Source organism: Micromonospora sp. KC606, from assembly GCF_004348675.1.
Taxonomy (GTDB): Bacteria; Actinomycetota; Actinomycetes; order Mycobacteriales; family Micromonosporaceae; genus Micromonospora.
On sequence record NZ_SMKN01000037.1, the window covers coordinates 16,906 to 35,723 of the forward strand.

Below are 18,818 nucleotides of genomic sequence, written 5' to 3' on the forward strand. Positions count from 1 at the left end.
GGGCTGGCCGATTCGTAGCGTCTGCACCCATGAAACGCAAACTCCTCGCACTCCTGGCGGGTATTCAGGTCCTCTCCGTTGCTGTCGCGCCCGCCGCGGTGGCCGAGCCCAACGCGGCGGAGCCGACTCCGGCCGCCGTCGGGGCGTATCTCGCCAAGGCGATGGAATCCACGGCGCTGCCGGGGATGTCGGCCGTCGTAACGCACGAGGGACGGGTCGTGCACGCGGCCGGTTACGGGCGCGACTCGGCGGGTGAGCCCGTAACGGAGCGCACGCCGATGCGGGTCGCGTCGGTCAGCAAGTCGTTCACCGCGATGGCGGTCATGACGCTCGTCGACGCCGGCAAGCTCGCGCTCGATGAGCCGGTCGCCGCGCAGTTGCCCGAGTTTCACATGGCCGATCCCCGCGCCGGCAACATCACCGTACGGCAGCTGCTGAACCAGACGTCGGGCCTGGCCGACTACACGGTGGACATGCGGGCGGCCGAGTCGGCGGAGAGCCTCGCGGGCTATGTCACGGCGTTGCGTACCGGTACCCTCGCCGCCGACCCCGGGACGCGGTGGGCCTACTGCAACGCCAACTACGAGATCGCCGCCAGGCTGGTGGAGACGGCCGGCGGCATGGGCTTCGACGAACACCTGCGGCAGCGGGTGTTCGGACCGCTCGGCATGACCGGCAGCGCGGTCGGCGACGCGGTGGTCAAGCCGACCAACGGATTCAACTCGCTGTTCGGCGTGTGGGTGGCGCGGCCGGAGCTTCGCGACTTCCCGTACGGCGGCGGCGCGGGCGGCGTCATCACGAACGCCGCCGACATGGGTAGGTGGCTGATCAGCCAGACCGGCCACGGCACCCAGCTGGTGCGGCCGGAGAGCCTGCAGACGATGCATGCCCCCACCGCGGTGCAGGACTACGGCATGGGCTGGGGCGAGGAGACCGTCGACGGCGCCAAACTGCTCGTGCATTCCGGCAACCTGTTCACGTACACGGCCGTCCAGGCGATCGCGCCGGACACGGGATACGGCTTCGCGGTCATGACGAACAGCGCCGGCCTCTACGACGACGTGTACGAGGTGCTCACCGGGCTCGTGGCGATGAGCCACGGCCGGACCCCCGATGTGCCCGGCGGCGGTCGGCAGCAGGTCGAACTGATCCTGGGCCTGGTCGCGCTGGCCGCCGCAGGACTGGGCGTGCTCGGCGTGCTGCGCTCGCGGCGCTGGGCGAGCCGCCGCGCCGGACGGCCGGCCTGGCGGATCGGGCTGCGCCTGATCGCGGTGCTCCTGCCGGTGTTGGTGCTCATCGCGTACCCGGCGTGGGCCTCGTTCCTCATGAACGGCCGGACGGTGACCTGGCCCCAGGTGACCTACTCCGCCGCGCCGCTGACTATCACCCTCGTCGTCATGGCGGCCGCCGGTGTGGTGACCGGCCTGACCCGGCTGTTCAGGCTGCGGTCGATAGGCTCGACCCGGTGAAGAGACGGGCGATCCTGGCGGTGGTCGCGGGGGCCGGGGTGGTCAACGGGCTGAACCTCGACCACCTCCCGCCGTGGCGGCAGCTGCTGTTCATCGTGCTGGCCGTGGCCGCGTACCTGCACGGACGTCATCTGCCCGGGCGCGGCGACTGGCTGCTGCTGAGCCTGGCGGCTGTGGCGGCGGCAGGGTTCGTCGTGCCGGACTTCTGGGAAGGCGGTGGGGCGCTGATGGTGTACGCCCTGTTCGTGGTGTCGCCGTGGCTCGCCGGTCGTTTCCGCGGGCAGCAGGCAGACCTGATCCTGGTCGGCCGGCACCGGGTCACCCAGCTCGAACGGGAGCAGGAGTTGGTCGCCGAACGCGCCCGGCTCCGCGAACGCGCCCGGATCGCCGCGGACATGCACGACTCGCTCGGCCACGAGTTGGCGCTGATCGCGTTGCGCGCCGGCGCGCTCGAGCTGGCCACCGACATGACCGAGCCCAACCGGGAGGCGGCGGCACAGCTGCGGGCATCGGCGGTCACCGCGACCGACCGGCTGCGCCGCACCGTCGGCGTGCTACGCGAGGCCGACGCTGTGCTTACGGACGTGTACCGGACGTCGGACGAGACCGTCGAAGCCCTGGTGCAGCGTGCCTGCGACGCAGGGATGGCCGTCGAGTTCCGCCGCGAGGGTGAAGGCCGGGTCCTGCCGCCGCTGGTGGACCGGGCCGCGCACCGGGTGGTGCAGGAGTCGCTGACGAACGCCGCCCGTCACGCACCTGGCGCGGACGTGCTCGTCCACGTCGCCGACACCTCCGAGGCGGTCGTGGTCACGGTGAGCAACAGCGCACCCCGCGAGCAACCCGGGCCCTCCGACGGCGGCAGCGGCCTGGCGGGGCTTCGCGAACGGGTACGGCTGCTCGGCGGTTCGCTGTCCGCCGGGCCGCGCGGCGATGGATTCGCGGTGACCGTGCGGCTGCCGTGCGATCGGGACGACAACCGCGTGGAAGAGAGCGAGGCGTTGCGGTGATCCGGGTTGTGCTGGCCGACGACGAGGCGATGATCCGCGTCGGTGTGCGGTCGATCCTGGCCACCGACCCGGAGATCGAGGTTGTCGCCGAGGCCGGCGACGGGCGCGAGGCGGTCGAACTCGTCCGCGCCCATCGTCCGGACATCGCGATGCTCGACATTCGAATGCCCCGCCTCGACGGACTGTCCGCCGCCGCGGAGCTGCGCGCCGCCGTGCCCGACGTCGCCATCATCATGCTCACCACGTTCGACGAAGACGAGTACGTGGCCCGTGCGCTCGCCGACGGAGCCGCCGGTTTTCTGCTCAAGGCCGCCGATCCGCGCGAACTCATCATCGGCGTCCGGGCCGTCGCCGACGGAGCGGCGTACCTGTCACCGAGGATCGCGCAGAAAATCATCGCACGGCTCGGCGGTGGCCAGCTATCCCGAGCGGACGCCGCGCGCAAGCAGGTCGAGCTGCTGAGCCCGCGTGAACGCCAGGTGGTCGCACTCGTCGGCCGAGGCATGTCCAATCAGGAGATCGCCGGCGAGCTGTTCCTGTCCGAGGGCACCGTCAAGTCACACGTCAGCGCGATCCTGCTGCGGCTGGGCCTGAACAACCGCGTCCAGGCAGCGATCTTGGCCTACGAGGCCGGATACGTCTAGTGCAGCGGCGCGTCGGTTCGTCGGCGGCCCTGCGGGGGTTTTTTCTCGTCAGACGGCGATGACGACCTTGGCGCGGGCGTGCTCCATCTCGACATATCTGATGGCGTCGGCCGTCTGGCTCAACGGGTAGGTCCGGTCGATGACCGGAGTGACCTTTCCGGATTCGGCGAGTTCACGGAGGGCTGCCAGGTTCTCCTGGCTTGGGTTCGCGGTGGGTACGACCAGCCGCTGACGGATGAGACGCGACAGCATCTTCCCCCTGATGATGAGGCCGACCGGGCCGAGGAGACTGCCGCCGCCGGAGACACCGCCGCCGGAGAGGATGAGTGTTCCGGTCGGGTCCAGCGCGCGTCGAAACTCAGCCAACGACCGGTTGCCGACCAGGTCGAAGACGACGTCGTATCGACGGGTGTGGTGGGTGAAGTCCTCACGGCTGTAGTCGATGACGTGGTCGGCGCCGGTCGACCGCACCAGGTCGACGTTTCTGGTGCTGCACACGCCGCTCACCTCCGCGCCGTGTGCCTTGGCGATCTGGATGGCGAAGGTGCCCACGCCGCCGGAGGCTCCATTGATCAGGACGTGTTGTCCAGGTTGTAGCCGTGCCGCGTCGCGCAGGCAGGTGAGGGCCGTGTTGGCAGCTAGTGGCATCGCGGCCGCCTGCTCGAACGTCAGGTTGACCGGTTTCGGCTCCACCACGGTGTGCGGGACGCACGCGTACTCGGCGAAGGCTCCGTTGGCGTCGCCGAGGTCGCCGTACACCTCGTCACCGGGCCGGAACCGGGTCACATCCCTGCCGACCGCCTCCACCCGGCCTGCGAAGTCCCGGCCTCGGACCTTCATCCTGGGCCCGCCGAATCCGAGCTGGGGACGCATGATGTACGGGTCACCGCGCATGACATGCCAGTCGTAGGCGTTGACCGCGGCGGCGTGCACCCGTACCAGTATTTCGGCGCCGGTCGGCTCCGGCGTGTCGATCTCCCTGAGGTGCAGGACATCCGGTGAGCCGTACCGGTCCTGGACGATTGCCTTCATCAGATCACCCGACCCTCTGTCGGCGGTGCCGACCTTGGTGGTGTACGTAGTACACCTGCGCCCTCACAGTAGGTGTACGTCGTACACTCGTCAAGCCCGTGGATGGGTCGGGTCGGTGACCGGTGGCGGGCTGGGCGAATGAGTTGGTCCAGCGGCCGGTGGTGGGTTTCGAGGACGTTCATCTCCCCGAAACCCTTGACGTGCTCGATCATGGACGCGCACACTCCGGAATACGTTTTCCCGCCTGCGGAGAGAGGCGTGAATGCCCTCGGTAGCCGTCAACCATGGCATCGCTCGTTGCTGGAGCTCAGCGACCACAACCTGATCCAGCATCTTCGATGACCCTGGTTGTGATCGCCTGCCAGCAGCCGGGGCGAGGGCTGGATCGCCGATCCGAGCATCCACCACTGTCCAGTTCGGTCGTCCTGCACACAGTTGAGCCGCGCCGACGACGGGCGGTACGCAGGACCACAGGCCGCGTTGCCCCATCCGCCGCCGACAAGGAGAAGCGGCCCAGGAGGAGAAGAGGAATCAGATGACCGCCATCCGAAGATCCGTGTCGACAGTGGTCGCCGCGGCGGTGTCCGCGCTTGTCGTCGTGCTCGCGTCGGTCGCGCTCACCCCCGCGCAGCCCGCCCACGCCGCCGGCACCACGTACTACGTCAGCGCGGCCGGAAACGACACCAACGCCGGAACCAGCAGCGGGGCGGCCTGGCGCTCGCTGGACAAGGTGAACTCGACTGCCTTCCAGCCCGGTGACACCATCCTCCTCAGGGCCGGTGACAGGTGGGTCGGGCAGCTGTGGCCGAAGGGGTCCGGCGTCAGCGGCGATCCGATCGTCATCGACCGCTACGGCGAGGGCGCCAAACCGATGGTCGCCGGGCAGGGCACGGTCGGGGAGGCGGTGCGGCTGTTCAACCAGGAGTACTGGGAGATCCGCAACCTCGACGTGTCGAACGCGGCGCCGGCGACCGCGACGCCGGGCGCGAACCTCGGCGACTTCCGCGGCATCGGTGTGCACGGCGACAACGGCCGGACCCTGCGCCACTTCGTGATCGACTCAGTCGACGTGCACGACGTGACCGGCGAGGTCAGGTGGATCGGCGGCAACCCCGCCAACAACTCCCCGGGTGTCACCTGGGGAACCGGCTGGGACCGCTCGAAGAACACCGGCGGCATCGCCTTCACCACCACCGTCCCCGACATCGCCGCGCCAGGCGGTCCCACGGTGCTCAGCGGCATCACCGTGCAGAACTCGACGATCAGGAACACGTCGTTCGCGGGGATCGTCGTCAAGCAGTACACCGGTGACGCGCCGGGAGCGGTCTCGACAGGCTGGGGCACGCGCCGGACGGCCGACGACGCCCTCTTCACCCCGCACACCAACGTCACGATCCGCGGCAACTACGTGTCGCAGGCGAACACCAACTTCGGTGGCAACGGCGTCTACCTCACCGACGTCCGAGACGCGCTCGTCGAAGGCAACGTGATCGACCGAGTCGGGGTTTCCGGCATCGAGACGTACGCGGCCGACCGCGTCACCGTCCAGTACAACGAGGTCATGGGCACCCGCCATGCGCAGGGCAGTGCCGACGCGAACGGCCTGGACCCCGACATCGCCACCACCAACCAGCTGTTCCAGTACAACTACCTGCACGACAACGGCGACGGCATCCTGGTCTGCGGGTGCGGCTCCGCGCGCTTCGGCAGCGCGGTGATCCGCTACAACGTGGTGACCGGCAGCAAGCGGTGGAACCTCCACATGTCGCAGCAGACCGGCACGGTGGCGCACATCTACCACAACACCTTCTACAGCACCGATGCGCCGAACATGGTGAGCGGCGGTGTCTCCGGCCGGGCCACCCTGACCAACAACCTGTTCATCTCCGAACGGCCCGATGTCACGTTCAACACGCAGTCGAACGTGACCTACAGCAAGAACGGGTACTCGGCCAACCTGACCCCGCCGTCGACCGACTCGACCCGCGTCGTCGGAGATCCCCGGTTCGTCGATCGCACCGCCGGAGGGCCCTACGGGGATGAGAACGGCCCGAACCTGGGAACGGCGGCGAACTTCGCGCTCCAGGCCGGTTCGGTGTTCAGCGACGCCGGCGCCAGCGTCACCGGCAACGGCGGCCTCGACTTCGCCGGCGCGCCCGTGCCGACCGGAACCGGCCCGGACATCGGCGCCTTCGAACGCGGCGCGCCCGACATCGCCTTCGCGGAGTCTTTCGACGACCTGGCCACCGGTCCGTTCGCCGATGGGACGAAGGGATGGCGGGTCGTCGCGACCGGCAACACGGTCGCGGTGGCCGAGACGCCCTCCGTCAGCGACAAGAGCGTCCTGCTGAGCCGCACGGCCGACGGCGGTGGCACCGACGGGACGAACCTCGCCCGGATCTTCGACACCCCGCTACAGGGCGTGGTCACGATCGAGGCCCAGGTGATGCGCGATGACACACAGGCAGGCTGGTTCGGGTTGCCCTACCTGTACAACGCCAGCGGCAGCCAGGCCGTCAGCGTCGCGTTCGCCCGGGGTGAGATCCACGCGTACGACGGGGGAACGGCACGCGTGATCGGTCGGTACACCCCCGGCCGGTGGTATCGGATCACGCTCACTGTGGACACCGCCAACCAGCGCTTCGACCTCGACATCGACGGCCGGCGGATGGTGACGGACGCGCCGTTCCGTACCGCCATGCCGGGGATCGCGAAGGTCGCCTGGTACGCGAACGGAAACGAGCGCGGGTCGGCACACGTCGACGATGTCCGGCTCTGGCGCGGCCCCGGATACACCAACGACGGCTTCCACCAGCTCGTGGCGCGGCATTCGGGTAGGTGTGTCGAGCCGGCGAGCGGTTCCACGGCCAACGGGGTCCAGCTCGTGCAGTTCGACTGCAGCTCCGCGCAGAGCCAGCAGTGGCAGCTGCGCGGTGCCGGCGGCGGCTACTACCAGCTCGTGGCGCGGCATTCGGGTAGGTGTGTCGACGTGGCGAGCGGTTCCACGGCCAACGGCGCCCGGCTCATCCAGTTCGACTGCCACTCAGGTCAGAACCAGCAGTGGAGCCTCAGGCCGCTGACATCCTGAGAGTGACACCGCCCCGCCGGGCCGTTTCGGCCCGGCGGGGCGGTGCCGGCTGTCGGAAGGGACAAGGCTGACCAGGTAGCGGTGGAACCGCTCTGCTGAGCGGCTGGTGGCTCAGGACCGGTTCGGTCCGGACAGCACCGCCGGTTGCCGGACGTCGTGGGTGTGCAGACGCCCGCACATGCCCCAGCGTGCGGCCTCGCTGGCGGGCGAGCCGAGCAGCATGGACTGCCGCAGGTGGTGGCCGTCGCCGCGGTCGAGGGCGTCGAGGATGTCGGCGGTCTGACGGGCTTCTCGTTCGACGCTGTCCTTCCAGATCTGCCGCCAGGCGTCGATCCTCGGTCTGACCAGCGCCACGGCACTGGCGTACAGCCGCTCCAGCGGTGCGAAGTCCCCAGCGTCCGCGCTGGCCACCAACCGCTGGAACCCGCTGATGGCGAGATCGCGCCGTTGTCGCACCGCTTCCTCGACCTCCTCGGCCGGCGCGTTCGCCGGTAGTGCTGCCGCGGCGGCGTAGCGGTCGGCGTCGGAGACGATCTCGGGCGGGAAGGTCATCACCGCGTCACCAGCCTCGGGCAGACCGGCGTTCTGCATCACGACGACGACGTGCAGATCGCCGTGGTTGACGGCACGGTGGATGGTGCCCGGGGTGAACCAGACGGTTGTCCCGGCGCGCAGCGGCGTCGACCGGAAACCGGACGCGTCGAGGGTCTGCAGCTCGCCGTCGCCATCGATGACGACGTACGCCTCGGTGGAGGCGGTGTGCAGGTGGGGGGTGCCTCCGGCCAGGCCGTCGGCGCACGGGCTGGAGTACACCGACAGCCTGGTCACGGAGGTGCCGCCCGGGAACGGCGGCGTGGTGCTCATGCCGGTTCCCCGGTGGACGACGGGGCCGTCCACCGGCTCAGGGCCGCGCGGCCCTGGTCGGCGAGTGCGACGGTGCCGTCGGTGCCGTGGTCGCCGCCGGCGACGAGCACCGCGTACCGGAACGTGATGGTCTGCTCGTGCGCGACGGGCAGTTCTTCGCTGAAGAAGGGGGCCGGGCACAGGCAGGCGAACTCTTCGCTGCGGGTGAACCACTGCGGTGGGTGCTGCGGGTTGGCGGTGTCGTCGATCATGATGATCGTCGACGAGGTTCCGCTTCCGTCATGGCGGCCGCGGAAGGCCAGCCACTCGGCTCGGGTGCCCCGCAGGTCGTCGTTGCCGGTTCCGGCGGGCGACTGGACGGTCCCGCCGGTGAAGGAGCGCGGGCCGCGCCAGAACAGGCCACCATAACCGGCGTTCTCGCGGCCTTTCGTCGTGGGCGAGCCGATGTTGAGGGTCGCTCCCGACACGTTCGTCATCGTGGTCTGGAAGATCAGCGCCCAGCTGGTGTCGTCGAGGACGGTGGCCGTGAGGGTGCGGTGTTCGGTGATGATCTGTTGTCCCCGCTGGGAGATCCAGTCGAGGTGGTGGGCGATGTCGGCGCGCCCGTCGCCGCCCCGCAGCGCTGTCATCCCGCGGTGGACGGCGCTGCCGTTGTTGTCCAGCTGCACGTAGGAGCTGCCGTGGACGTAGGTCGGGCCGCCCCAGAAGTTGTGCTCGCCGACGTGGGGAAGTGACCAGGCGATGCCCTTGTGCCAGACGTGGTCGTGCGGTCGGAACAGGGACACGACGTCGCCGGCGAGGGTGCGGATCGGGTGCAGGTACGGCTTGGGTGATTCCAGTTGCGCGGTGTCGGGCCGGTACACGTAGGTGAACAGCGGTGCGTCGCCGGCCCGGACGTCGACGGAGTGACCCACGGCGTGGTCGAGGTGGAAGGTCGTCGGACGGTTGTCGCTCACCATGGGGTTCCTGTTCCGTTCATGCGCTGGGCGAAGGGATGGTCGTGGTCGATCTGGCCGCTGCGGATCCGCTCGCCGGTGAATGCCGAGGCGTACAGCGCGGCGACGAACTCCATGGTGCGTCGGGTGTCGGCGAGTCCGACCGGTGGCGCGGCGCCGGCGTCGAGGGCGTCGTAGACGGCGGCGAGCTGTCCGGCGTGGCCGCTGGTGGTGTCCGACCGCGTGGCCGCCCACTCGGCCCGTACGTCGTCGTGGCCCGGCGCGGGGGTGACGGTCCAGTCGTCGTCGGTGTATCCGTAGAGGTGTTCGACCTCGACGGTGGCGTACTCGAAGTCGAACCGCAACGCCGAGGTCTGCCGAGGTGAGAGCACCGAGTTGACGATCGACGCCACGGTGCCGTCGGCGAAGGTGACCAGCGCCATGGACACGTCCTCGGTGTCGACGCGCCGGGCGCGTCGGGCGGCGACGGCGGTCACCGACTCCCAGGGGCCGAGCACCGACAGCAGCAGGTCGAACTGGTGGATGCCGTGGCCCATGGTCGGTCCGCCGCCCTCGGTCTCCCACCTGCCTCGCCACGGCACGTCGAAGTAGGCGTCGTCACGAAACCACTGGGTGTGGCAGGTGGCCAGCATGCTGCGGCCGAGTCGGCCGGCGGCGGCCATGGCGCGGAGCCGGACCGCGCCGGCCCCGAACCGGTGCTGGAAGACGGTGGCGAGGTGTGCGCCGGATGCCTGGGAGGCGTCGGCGAGGGTGTCCAGTTCGACGAGCGACAGCACCGGCGGTTTCTCGACCAGCGCGGTGACGCCCGCCCGCAGGCACTGCAGGGCCAGCGGTGCGTGCGAGGAGGGCGGCGTGCAGACATGGATCACGTCGAGTTGCCCGGCGCCGAACAACTCCGTCAGGTTCGGGTGGACCGTCGGCACATCCCAGCTGGCGGCGAACTCCCGCGCCCGATCGAGGTCGACGTCGACCACCGCGACCAGTTCGGCACGCTCGTCGTGCTCACGCAGCGCCTGCGCGTGCGCGTGCGCGATGCCGCCGGTCCCGACGATCGCGGTCCGGTATCTGTGTCCAGGCATGACGGTTCTGCTGCTCCTTCGTGTGGGGTGCCCCGGGCTCGTGATCGTCTCGGGCGAGCGGGTGCGCCCACCGGGCCCTGCCCGGTGGGCGCACCCGCCTGGTGCCGCGGTCAGGCGTTGTCGATTTCCTTCTGCAGCTCGGCGATGAACTTCTCGGCCGCCTGCTGAGGCGTGATGCGGCCGAAGAGCACCTGCTCGGTGTAGCGCTTGAGGATGCTTTCCACGCCGCTGGCGCCGTTGGGGGTGACCCGCGGCGGCGGGCTCACCTTGACCGTGTCGAGGTACTCGCCGGCGGCCTTGTCGGTGGCGGTCAGCTTCGGCAGGATCGCCGTGCGGATCTTGTTGTTGGCGGGCACGCCGCGGTCGGTGAGCAGGATGTCGGCGGCCTCCTGGTTGTTGGCCAGGAAGTCGACGAACAGCGCCGCCTCGGCGGGGTGCTTGGACCGCGACGAGATGGTCCAGAACATGGACGGCTTGTAGTACGCCGCCGGGGCCGCGGACTGCGCCTCGCCGGGCAGCTTGAGCAGCTTGAGGTTGCCGCCGCTGGCCTTGGTCAGCGCGGTCACCTGCGTGTTCCACCAGTTCCCGAACGCGGCGGTGTTCGTGGCGGTGCCGGACTGGTCCAGGCCCGCGCTGGCCCGCTCGACACTGACCGACGCGGCGGGTGCCGCGCCTTCCTTGGCCAGATCGAGGATGTACTGCCAGTAGTTGGTCAGGACCTGCGGCGGGATCGAGACGTTGCCCTTGTCGTCGTACAGCGACGCGCCGGCCTGCCGGGCAAAGATGTTGACGCCGCCGATGTCGAACCCGAGCGACTGCACGCCGCTGACCTTGCCGCCGCTGGCCTTGCTCACCTGCGCACCGACGCTCTTGAGATCGTTCCACGTCCAGGTCGCGTCGTCGGGCACCGCGATGTTGAACTTGGCGAGCAGGTCGGTGTTGGCGATGATCGAGTAGACGGTCAGGCCGACCGGCAGCGCGTACTGCTTGTTGTCGACCTTGCCGGTGCCCAGGGCGTTCGCATCGAAGTCACCTGTCTTGAGGTGCTTGCTCGCGGTGCCCAGGTCGAGCAGCGCGCCGCGCTCGGCATACGAGGCCAGGTACAGCTCGTCCATCTGGATGATGTCCGGCGCGTCGTTCGCCGCCACGGTCGTCGCGAGGCTGTCCCAGTAGCCGTTCCACTCCTTGAACTCACCCTTGACGGTGATGTTGGGGTGGGCCTTCTGGAACAGTTCGATCACCTGCTGGGTGCGCTGGTGCCGCGCGTCCGAGCCCCACCAGGTGAAGCGGAGGGTGACCGGGTCCTTGGAAAGCTCCTGGTTGGCGTCGCCGCCGGAGCCGCCGCAGGCGGACAGGACGGTCGCTGCGGCCAGGCTCGCGGCCAGGGCCAGAGCAGACCGGCGGGTGGATCCGTATCGCATCGCGTGTGCCCTTTCGTGAGGTGGTGCGGGGGTGAGGTGGGTGGTGCGATGGAACGTTCAGGGTCGCGGAGGGGGTTACTTGATGCCTGTCGTGGCGATGCCGCGGATGAGGTACCGCTGGCCGACCAGGAACGCCAGGAAGATCGGGATCAGCGACACGACGCTCATGGCGAACATCGAGCCCCAGGACGTCTCGACCGTGGCGTCGACGAAGGAGCGCAGCGCGACCGGGACGGTGTACTTCTCGGGGTCGGTGAGGTAGATCAACTGACTGAAGAAGTCGTTCCATGTCCAGATGAACGTGAAGATCGTCGTGGTGGCAAGCGCCGGTGTCATCAGCGGCAGGATGACCCGCAGGAAGATCCGCGGGTGCCCGGCCCCGTCGATGCGGGCCGCCTCGTCCAACTCCCGGGGCAGGCCGCGGATGAACTGGACCATCAGGAAGACGAAGAACGCGTCGGTGGCCAGCATCTTCGGGATGATCAGCGGCAGGAACGTGTTCACCCAGCCAGCCTGGGAGAACATGATGTACTGCGGCACAATGATGACATGGATCGGCAGCATGATGGTGCCGAGCATGATGGCGAACCACCAACGTTTACCGGTGAACTCCAGCCGGGCGAAGGCATAGGCGGCCATCGAGCAGGACACCAGATTGCCGATGATCGCGCCGAGCACCACGATCGCCGAGTTGAGCAGGTAGTGGCCGAACGGTGCGCCGAGCGCGTCCCAGCCCAGCGAATAGTTCTGGATCTGGAGTCCGTCGAGCGCCAGACCGGGATTGCGGAAGATCTCGCTGTTGGGCCGCAGCGAGCTGACGACCATCCACACCACCGGGTACAGCATGACCATGGCGAGCAGGATCAGTGCGACGTGCCGCAGCACGGGGCGCAGCGCGCGGACCACCGGGTTCCGGTGCCGGATGGCGCTGGCGGCTCGGGGGGTGGCGAGATCAGTCATCGTAGAAGACCCAACGCTTGGCGGCCCAGAAGTTGACCGCGGTGAACCCGGCAATGATGACCAGCAGCAGCCAGGCCAGCGCCGACGCGTAGCCCATGTCGAAGTTGTTGAACCCGCGCTGATAGAGGTAGAGCGTGTAGAACAGCGTCGAGTCAGACGGCCCGCCGCTGCCGCCGGAGACGACGAATGCCTGGGTGAACGACTGGAACGCGTGGATGATCTGCAGCACGAGGTTGAAGAAGATGATCGGCGACAACAGCGGCAGGGTTATCCGCCACAGTTGCGTCCAGCGCGACGCCCCGTCGACCGACGCGGCCTCGTAGTACATGACCGGGATCTGCCGCAGCCCGGCCAGGAAGATCACCATCGGCGCGCCGAAGGTCCACACGTTGAGCACGATCAGGGTGGAGAGCGCCGAGTCAGGATCGGAGATCCACCCGCGGCCCTGCACGCCGACCAGGGCGAGGACCTGGTTGACCATGCCTTCGGCGCCGAAGATCTGCCGCCACAGCACGGCGATCGCGACGCTGGAGCCCAGCAGCGACGGCAGGTAGAACACCGAGCGGTAGAACGACAGCCCGCGCAGGCCCCGGTCGAGCAGCAGCGCCAGACCCAGCGCGCAGATCAGCTGCAGCGGCACGGAGACGAACACGTAGGTGAACGTGACGCCCAGTGCCGCGTGTAGCCGCTCGTCGGTCAGCATCCGCTCGAAGTTCTCCAGGCCGTTGAACTCGGGCGGCTGGATCAGGTTGTAGTCGGTGAAGCCGAGCACGAGCGAGGCCGCGATCGGCCCGGCGGTGATCAGCAACAAACCCGCGAACCAGGGCAGCAGGAACAGGAACGCGGCCTTGTCGTCCCGCTTGCGGAGTGAACCTCTTCGCGACGCGCGGAGCCGCTGATGCTCGCCAAGAGCTGTCACACGACCCTCCTTCTGGAGAAAGCCGGGCAGATGGGGGGCCGTTGGGCGTGACGGGGACCGCCCGGCGGTGCAGGGGTGGGAAAACGTATTCCGCAGTCTGCGCGAGCCCCGAATGGCCGTCAAGTGTTTCGGCGGTGTGACTGCGGACTTTCTCAGCCGTTGGCGATGAGCCGCTGGTCAGGTCTCCGCACGCCATCGGTCAGCGGCGCCGCGTGCTGCTCTGGCGGACGATGAGCTCGCCTCGGACGGTGCGGCGAAGTGAACCCGCCGCCGGGGCTCCGCCGCCGAGCGGTGGCTCCAGCGCGAGCCGGATCGACTCGGCGCCGATCTCGGCCAGCGGCAGCGCCACCGTCGTCAGCCGCGGTGTGACGTCGACCGCCAGTTGGATGTTGTCGAAGCCCGTCACCGAGACCTGCGACGGAACGTCGACCCCTCCGGCGCGGCACGCCGACAGCGCGCCGACCGCGATGATGTCGTTGGCGGCCACGATCGCCTCCGTGTCCAGTCCCTCCTCGATCAGACGGGAGGTGGCGTCGAAGCCGCCCTGCCTGTTGACCTGGCAGTTCACGATCCGCACGTCCTGAGCGTCCACGCCGCGGGCCAGCAGACCCGACAGGAAACCGGAAGTACGGGCCGCGACGTTGGCTGTGCCCCGGCTGCCGGCGAGGATAACCAACCGCTGATGTCCGGTCTCGGCCAGATGCTCACCCATCAGTCTCGCCGAGCCTCGGTCGTCGATGCTGATCGAGTCGAACGGCATGTCCGTGGTTCCGAAGATCACCACCCGGCCGCCCTGCTGCTCGTAGGCGAGCAGCTCATCCAGCAGCCGGCCACCCAGCGCCTCGGCCTCGATCCGGCTGGACGTCAGCACCAGTGCCCGCGGCCGTAGCGCGCACAGCGCACGCACGGTCTCGTACTGCCGCTGCGGCGTACCCCGGGTGGAGGAGACGCTGACGAAGGCGTCGTAGGCACGGGCCTGCCGCTCCATCGCCGCGACCACCAGCCCGATGGACGGGGTTGTCAGGTCGTCGGCGACCAGCGTGATGGAGTCGCTGCGGCGCCGCATCGCACGCGCCGACATGTCCGAGGTGTAGCGCAGCGCGGCCGCCGCGGCCAGCACCCTGCCCTCGTACTCTGCCGCGACCGTGCGGGAACTGCCGCTCAGGACACGAGAGGCAGTGGCCACAGACACGCCTGCGGCGGCGGCCACGTCGCGGAGCGTGACGGTCGGCCTGGATGGATGCGGCACGCCTGTGGTTCCTTCCGAAGCGCACAGCACACGGATGCCCACAGCGGGCAACACACCAAAGAATAGCCACCCTGCACGTGGCGGCGCGGACCGCGTCCGTCCACCGCGCCCGCCGTCCACCGCCGATGGCACAATCGGCACGTGGACAAACCCCTCCACCCGGCGGCCAGGGGCCGGGCCGTGACGCTGCACGACGTGGCTCGCGAAGCCGGTGTCTCCTACGCCACCGCCTCCCGTGCCCTCAACGGCAGCGACCGCATCGTGCGCGCCGACAACGTCAGCCGGGTGCGCGCCGCGGCGGCAAAGCTCGGCTACGCGCCGCACCTGTCGGCCCAGGCCATCGCCAGAGGTTCGACCAGCACCGCCGCCCTGGTCGTCAGCGACATCGACGACCCGTACTTCTCCTCCATCGCCGCCGGCGTCACCGAGGCCGCCGAGGCCGCCGGGTTGATCGTCACCATGGCCGTGGCCGACCGGTCCCCGGACCTGGAACTGCAGATCGTGCGCACCCTGCGCGGCCAGCGCCCACGGGTGATCATCATTGCGGGCAGCCGCATCAGCGGCACCGACACACGCGCGGCCCTCATCGACGAACTCGACGCCTACCGCACCGCGGGTGGCCGGGTCGCCGTGGTCAGCCAGGAGGGCCTGCCGTTCGCCACGCTCGCCATCGACAATCACGGCGGCGCGCAGCGGTTGGCGTCCGCGCTGGTCGAACAGGGCTACCGCAGCTTCGGCCTCATCCACGCCGCGGACGCCATCCGGACCTCCCACGAGCGCCGCACCGGCTTCGTCGAAGGTCTGCGGCAGGTCGGCATCGGCGTCGAGGCATGCCGCATGATCGAGGTGCCGTTCACCCGTGACGGTGGCATGCGCGGCGTTCGCACCCTCGTCGAGCGGGGCGCGGACGATCTCGACCTGGTGTTCGCCGTCAACGACGTCATGGCGATCGGTGCCATGACGGCCCTGCGCGAGGCCGGTCTCACCCCAGGTCGCGACATCGCCGTCGCCGGATTCGACGACATCGGTTCCGCTATTGACGTCATGCCGCCCCTGACCACCGTCAGGGTGCCGCTACGGGACGTCGGCCTGCAGGCCGTACGCATGGCGCTCGTCGCCGACGCGCCCGAGGTGGTGCGGGTGTCGACCGAGGTGGTAGTGCGTGCCAGCACCCCGCGGGTTGTCGCACCGCCGCAGCCGGGCGCACGCCGCTTCCACCGTTGACCCCGCAGTCACCTGCCCGAAACCCTTGACGTGCCCGGTTGTGGGCAGCAAACTGCGGAATACGTTTTCCCAGCTCTCCGGAGGAGGGGTCGTGACCGCGCCGTCTTCACCAGGTCGTTCACGGCTGTCGCCTCTCGGGCCTGACGCCCGCCGAGGCAGGGGGACGCCCGGTGTGTTCAAGGGAGAACGATGTGTATACCGCCATGGGCAGCACGGGCTCGCGACCTCGAAAGCGGGCCAACCTATTTGTCGCCGGGGTCCTGCTCTGCGCACCCCTGGTCGCTCCTGGCGCCGCCTCGGCCGTTGAACCGTCAGGTGCAACGTTGATCAACGAGACCTTTGGCGCGCAGACCGATCCCGCCAACTTCGGATTCCCCGCCGGAGCCAGCATCAGCAACGGCGTTCTGAACGTCACGGAAGGCATGGGCAACTACACGACGTCGGTGCGGCAGTTCGCGCCGTCCACCTTGGGCGAGAGGACGCTCGATCTGCGCTTCGACTGGAAGACAGCGATCGCCAGCAGCGCGATGAAGACGGGTGTGGAATTGCGTGACGACCATGGCCGCCTCGTCTTCGCGATCGCTGCGACCGCCGCCGAACTCCGCTATGCCGTGACGGGACCCGACTCGAATTCCGCCTCCGCCCCCGATTCGCTCAACCCCACCTGGATCAGGACCGGTTTCGACCGGAGCAAGTGGTACACGGTCGATCTGCACATGGACTTCACCCTCGGCAGGCTCCAGTACTCGATCACCAGCAAGGAGGCCGCACCCAGGGTGATGGCTTCCGGTACGGGGAGCATCACGGCGACGAACCTCGCGAGGCTCGTCGCCTGCAACTACTACGGAACCGGCAAACAGTCGATCGACAACTTCCGACTGGTCCGGCCCGAGAACGCCGCATATGGAGCCCTCGCCGGCAAATCCGTCTACGCCTTCGGCGACAGCATCGTCCACGGGCACCAGTACTCGCGCAGCTTCGTGAACTTCGTCGCCGAACGCGAAGCAATGGCGCTGACGAAGTACGCGAGGAACGGCGCGACCGTGGCTCCGTCCAGTGCCTCCGGCGGGCAGATCATCACTCAGGTGCGGTCGGCCAGCTCACGCGCGCCCGACCTCGTGGTCTTCGACGGTGGTACGAACGACGCGATGGAGATCCACGACAAGCGCGCATACGAGATCGGCACCGTCAGCGGCTCCCGGGATCCCGCGACCTTCGACACCAGCACCTACACCGGATCGCTCGAAGCCACCATCTACGCCATGAGGCAGAAGTGGCCCGCCGCCCGACTGGTGTACGTGGCGGTCCACAAGTTGGGTTCGCGGGACTGGGGCACCCAGCTCGCTCTGCGTCAGGTGACCCTGCAGGCCGCCCAGAAGTGGGGCGTCGCGGTCGCCGACGTCTTCGCCGACGCGACCCTGGACACCCGCGTCGAGGCCCAACGGGTGGCGTACACGTTCGACGGACTGCTGGGCGGCTACCCGGGCAGTGGCGGCACCGGCACCCACCCGAACATCGCCGGCATCACCGAGTTCTACGTGCCGGTGCTCACCGCCCGGCTGGTCGAACTCGCCTGACCGGGGACGATGGTGGCGCGGCACTCGGGCGAGCGTGCCGATGTGGTCCAGGCGTCGACCGTCGACAGGGCTTCGGCCAGCCAGCGCTGACACATGATCGGCACCAGTCGATGACTGGTGCCGATCATGCTGCCTTCGAGGCCGCCGCCGTGGCAGCCGTGGAGCGGCTCAGCTCAGGTGGAACCGGTCGTCGGTGGCGAGGGCCGCCAACTGCTCCACCGTGAACGGCAGCTTCGCAAGCTCAGTCCCACCGCCGTTGCGCCCGCGGCTCTGCGCGACGAAGACCACCACGCCGTCCGGGTGCCGGTACGCCGCCCACTGGTCGAGCCGGTCGTCGCCGGTGGGGCGAACCACCACGCCGGCCTTCCGCGCGCCGACGGTCTCTACCTGGCACTCGCCCTGCATGCCCCAGAACTTCTGGGCCAGCGCGCACGGTTCTGTCGGGAGCTCGTTGCCCCTGGTGTGCACCTCCACGAACAGGCGCCCCTTCCGTTCCCCCTGGGCGAGGGTGGCCGAGGACAGGTAGCTCCACACCTCGACGCCGTTGACCTTCTTGTCGAACTGCGCCTGGTGCTCGCGCAGCGGCTCCTGGCCGGCGGGTTGGTTCGCCGGGTTCTCCGGCGCGGTGTAGCCGGGCGGCACGACGGTGAGGATCTGGTCGAGCAGCCGGGCCCCCTGGTCGTGCCGGGTGCCCGCCCGCGCGGTCCGGTCCTCCTGCGGCTGACCGTCGGGGCCGGTCGGCCACGGCTCCTTGGTGTCCGTCGCCGAGGGGTGCGGGACGGCCCGCGGCCCGGTGGTGGCGTTGGCGAGGGGACCCGGGACGGCCTGCGGCCCGGGGCCCGCCGGTCGGTAGGTTTCGGCCGCCGGGCCGGGGATGGCGGCGACCCCGGCGATCGCCAGCACGGCGGCGGCGGACCCGGTGCAGGCCCAGGCGGTACGGCGGCGGATGAGTGCCCGCCGGCCGGCGCTCAGTGCGGCAGCCGTGCTGGGTGGTGGCGGCGGGTTGCTCGCCGCCAGCTCGCTGCGCAGCGTCTCGCGCAACTGTTCTGCGTTCATCGTGTCCCCTTCTCGGTCCCGCTGTACGTAGGGGTCAGGAGGCCGCGCAGCGTGTCCAGGCCGCGGGCCGCCTGGCTCTTCACCGTTCCGGGCGAGCACCCCAACAGTGCCGCGACGTCCTCGATCGACTGGTCCTCCCAGTACCGGAGCACCAGGACGGCGCGTTGGCGCGGCGGTACGGCGGCCAGCGCCCGGAGCATCACCAGCCGGTTCTCCGGCGAGGCGGCCGATGCCGCCTGCCCGGTGTCCTCCCAGCCCTGTCTCTTATACACA

General features: G+C 69.3%; 16 protein-coding genes. 6 read left to right on the forward strand and 10 right to left on the reverse strand.

The genetic code is table 11. From position 1 onward, the window contains the following. Window positions 1–29: 29 nt before the first annotated feature. The 3 genes from E1193_RS11180 to E1193_RS11190 are packed head-to-tail and all read left to right on the forward strand — an operon-like array spanning window position 30 to window position 3,120. Window positions 30–1,469 carry a serine hydrolase domain-containing protein gene (locus tag E1193_RS11180; RefSeq protein ID WP_132182875.1) on the forward strand — a complete coding sequence of 480 codons (1,440 nt, stop codon included), beginning with the start codon at window positions 30–32 and terminating at the stop codon, window positions 1,467–1,469. Beyond that, window positions 1,466–2,476 carry a histidine kinase gene (locus E1193_RS11185; RefSeq protein ID WP_132182876.1) on the forward strand — a complete coding sequence of 337 codons (1,011 nt, stop codon included), beginning with the start codon at window positions 1,466–1,468 and terminating at the stop codon, window positions 2,474–2,476. Before E1193_RS11180 ends, E1193_RS11185 begins: the two co-directional genes overlap by 4 nt. After that, window positions 2,473–3,120, forward strand: a complete 648-nt coding sequence (locus tag E1193_RS11190; RefSeq protein ID WP_132182878.1) for a response regulator transcription factor — start codon at window positions 2,473–2,475, stop codon at window positions 3,118–3,120. The genes E1193_RS11185 and E1193_RS11190 overlap by 4 nt, the downstream gene beginning before the upstream one ends. A 48-nt stretch (window positions 3,121–3,168) precedes the next feature. Here the strand turns inward: E1193_RS11190 and E1193_RS11195 are convergent, their stop codons facing one another. Beyond that, a complete protein-coding gene (locus E1193_RS11195; protein ID WP_132182880.1) occupies window positions 3,169–4,152 on the reverse strand; it encodes an NAD(P)-dependent alcohol dehydrogenase in 984 nt (327 codons plus the stop codon). Window positions 4,153–4,687: 535 nt separating this feature from the next. On the opposite strand from E1193_RS11195, the gene E1193_RS11200 reads away from it, so the two are divergent. Further along, complete coding sequence (locus E1193_RS11200) at window positions 4,688–7,240, forward strand: RICIN domain-containing protein (protein WP_132182882.1); 2,553 nt, start codon at window positions 4,688–4,690, stop codon at window positions 7,238–7,240. Window positions 7,241–7,351: 111 nt separating this feature from the next. Here E1193_RS11200 and E1193_RS11205 read toward each other — a convergent pair whose 3' ends face one another. The 7 genes from E1193_RS11205 to E1193_RS11235 all read right to left on the reverse strand — a co-directional run bounded on the left by E1193_RS11205 (window position 7,352) and on the right by E1193_RS11235 (window position 14,808). Continuing rightward, on the reverse strand, window positions 7,352–8,104 hold the full coding sequence (locus tag E1193_RS11205; RefSeq protein WP_132182884.1) for a cupin domain-containing protein: 753 nt from the start codon (window positions 8,102–8,104) through the stop codon (window positions 7,352–7,354). Then, window positions 8,101–9,060 carry a PmoA family protein gene (locus E1193_RS11210; RefSeq protein WP_207922660.1) on the reverse strand — a complete coding sequence of 320 codons (960 nt, stop codon included), beginning with the start codon at window positions 9,058–9,060 and terminating at the stop codon, window positions 8,101–8,103. The genes E1193_RS11205 and E1193_RS11210 overlap by 4 nt, the downstream gene beginning before the upstream one ends. Next, window positions 9,057–10,139: a Gfo/Idh/MocA family oxidoreductase gene (locus E1193_RS11215; protein WP_132182888.1), complete on the reverse strand. Its 1,083-nt coding sequence runs from the start codon at window positions 10,137–10,139 to the stop codon at window positions 9,057–9,059. Before E1193_RS11215 ends, E1193_RS11210 begins: the two co-directional genes overlap by 4 nt. A 110-nt stretch (window positions 10,140–10,249) precedes the next feature. After that, a complete protein-coding gene (locus tag E1193_RS11220; RefSeq protein WP_132182890.1) occupies window positions 10,250–11,560 on the reverse strand; it encodes an extracellular solute-binding protein in 1,311 nt (436 codons plus the stop codon). A 75-nt stretch (window positions 11,561–11,635) separates the two neighbouring features. After that, window positions 11,636–12,520 (reverse strand): carbohydrate ABC transporter permease, encoded by an 885-nt coding sequence (locus E1193_RS11225; protein ID WP_132182892.1) that lies wholly within the window; start codon window positions 12,518–12,520, stop codon window positions 11,636–11,638. Continuing rightward, window positions 12,513–13,439 carry a sugar ABC transporter permease gene (locus tag E1193_RS11230; RefSeq protein ID WP_132182894.1) on the reverse strand — a complete coding sequence of 309 codons (927 nt, stop codon included), beginning with the start codon at window positions 13,437–13,439 and terminating at the stop codon, window positions 12,513–12,515. Before E1193_RS11230 ends, E1193_RS11225 begins: the two co-directional genes overlap by 8 nt. A 199-nt stretch (window positions 13,440–13,638) precedes the next feature. Next, window positions 13,639–14,808: a LacI family DNA-binding transcriptional regulator gene (locus tag E1193_RS11235; protein WP_165945705.1), complete on the reverse strand. Its 1,170-nt coding sequence runs from the start codon at window positions 14,806–14,808 to the stop codon at window positions 13,639–13,641. 21 nt (window positions 14,809–14,829) lie between these two features. Between E1193_RS11235 and E1193_RS11240 the strand changes: the two genes are divergently transcribed. Together E1193_RS11240 and E1193_RS11245 are read left to right on the forward strand one after the other, a co-directional pair. Then, window positions 14,830–15,912 (forward strand): LacI family DNA-binding transcriptional regulator, encoded by a 1,083-nt coding sequence (locus E1193_RS11240; RefSeq protein ID WP_132182898.1) that lies wholly within the window; start codon window positions 14,830–14,832, stop codon window positions 15,910–15,912. Between the two features lie 323 nt (window positions 15,913–16,235). Then, a complete protein-coding gene (locus tag E1193_RS11245; protein ID WP_165945706.1) occupies window positions 16,236–17,489 on the forward strand; it encodes an SGNH/GDSL hydrolase family protein in 1,254 nt (417 codons plus the stop codon). Between the two features lie 168 nt (window positions 17,490–17,657). Here the strand turns inward: E1193_RS11245 and E1193_RS11250 are convergent, their stop codons facing one another. After that, window positions 17,658–18,545, reverse strand: a complete 888-nt coding sequence (locus tag E1193_RS11250) for a hypothetical protein (protein WP_132182902.1) — start codon at window positions 18,543–18,545, stop codon at window positions 17,658–17,660. Then, window positions 18,542–18,818: sigma-70 family RNA polymerase sigma factor (locus E1193_RS11255; RefSeq protein WP_132182904.1), on the reverse strand; the 277-nt coding region annotated here is incomplete at its 5' end. The genes E1193_RS11250 and E1193_RS11255, both read right to left, overlap by 4 nt.

Bases quoted from the DNA above. Each gene is read 5' to 3' on its own strand.
- E1193_RS11200 (WP_132182882.1), top strand. From the start codon at position 4,688: ATGACCGCCATCCGAAGATCCGTGTCGACAGTGGTCGCCGCGGCGGTG.
- E1193_RS11220 (WP_132182890.1), bottom strand. From the start codon at position 11,560: ATGCGATACGGATCCACCCGCCGGTCTGCTCTGGCCCTGGCCGCGAGC.
- E1193_RS11195 (WP_132182880.1), bottom strand. From the start codon at position 4,152: ATGAAGGCAATCGTCCAGGACCGGTACGGCTCACCGGATGTCCTGCAC.
- E1193_RS11205 (WP_132182884.1), bottom strand. From the start codon at position 8,104: ATGAGCACCACGCCGCCGTTCCCGGGCGGCACCTCCGTGACCAGGCTG.
- E1193_RS11215 (WP_132182888.1), bottom strand. From the start codon at position 10,139: ATGCCTGGACACAGATACCGGACCGCGATCGTCGGGACCGGCGGCATC.
- E1193_RS11250 (WP_132182902.1), bottom strand. From the start codon at position 18,545: ATGAACGCAGAACAGTTGCGCGAGACGCTGCGCAGCGAGCTGGCGGCG.
- E1193_RS11225 (WP_132182892.1), bottom strand. From the start codon at position 12,520: ATGACTGATCTCGCCACCCCCCGAGCCGCCAGCGCCATCCGGCACCGG.
- E1193_RS11180 (WP_132182875.1), top strand. From the start codon at position 30: ATGAAACGCAAACTCCTCGCACTCCTGGCGGGTATTCAGGTCCTCTCC.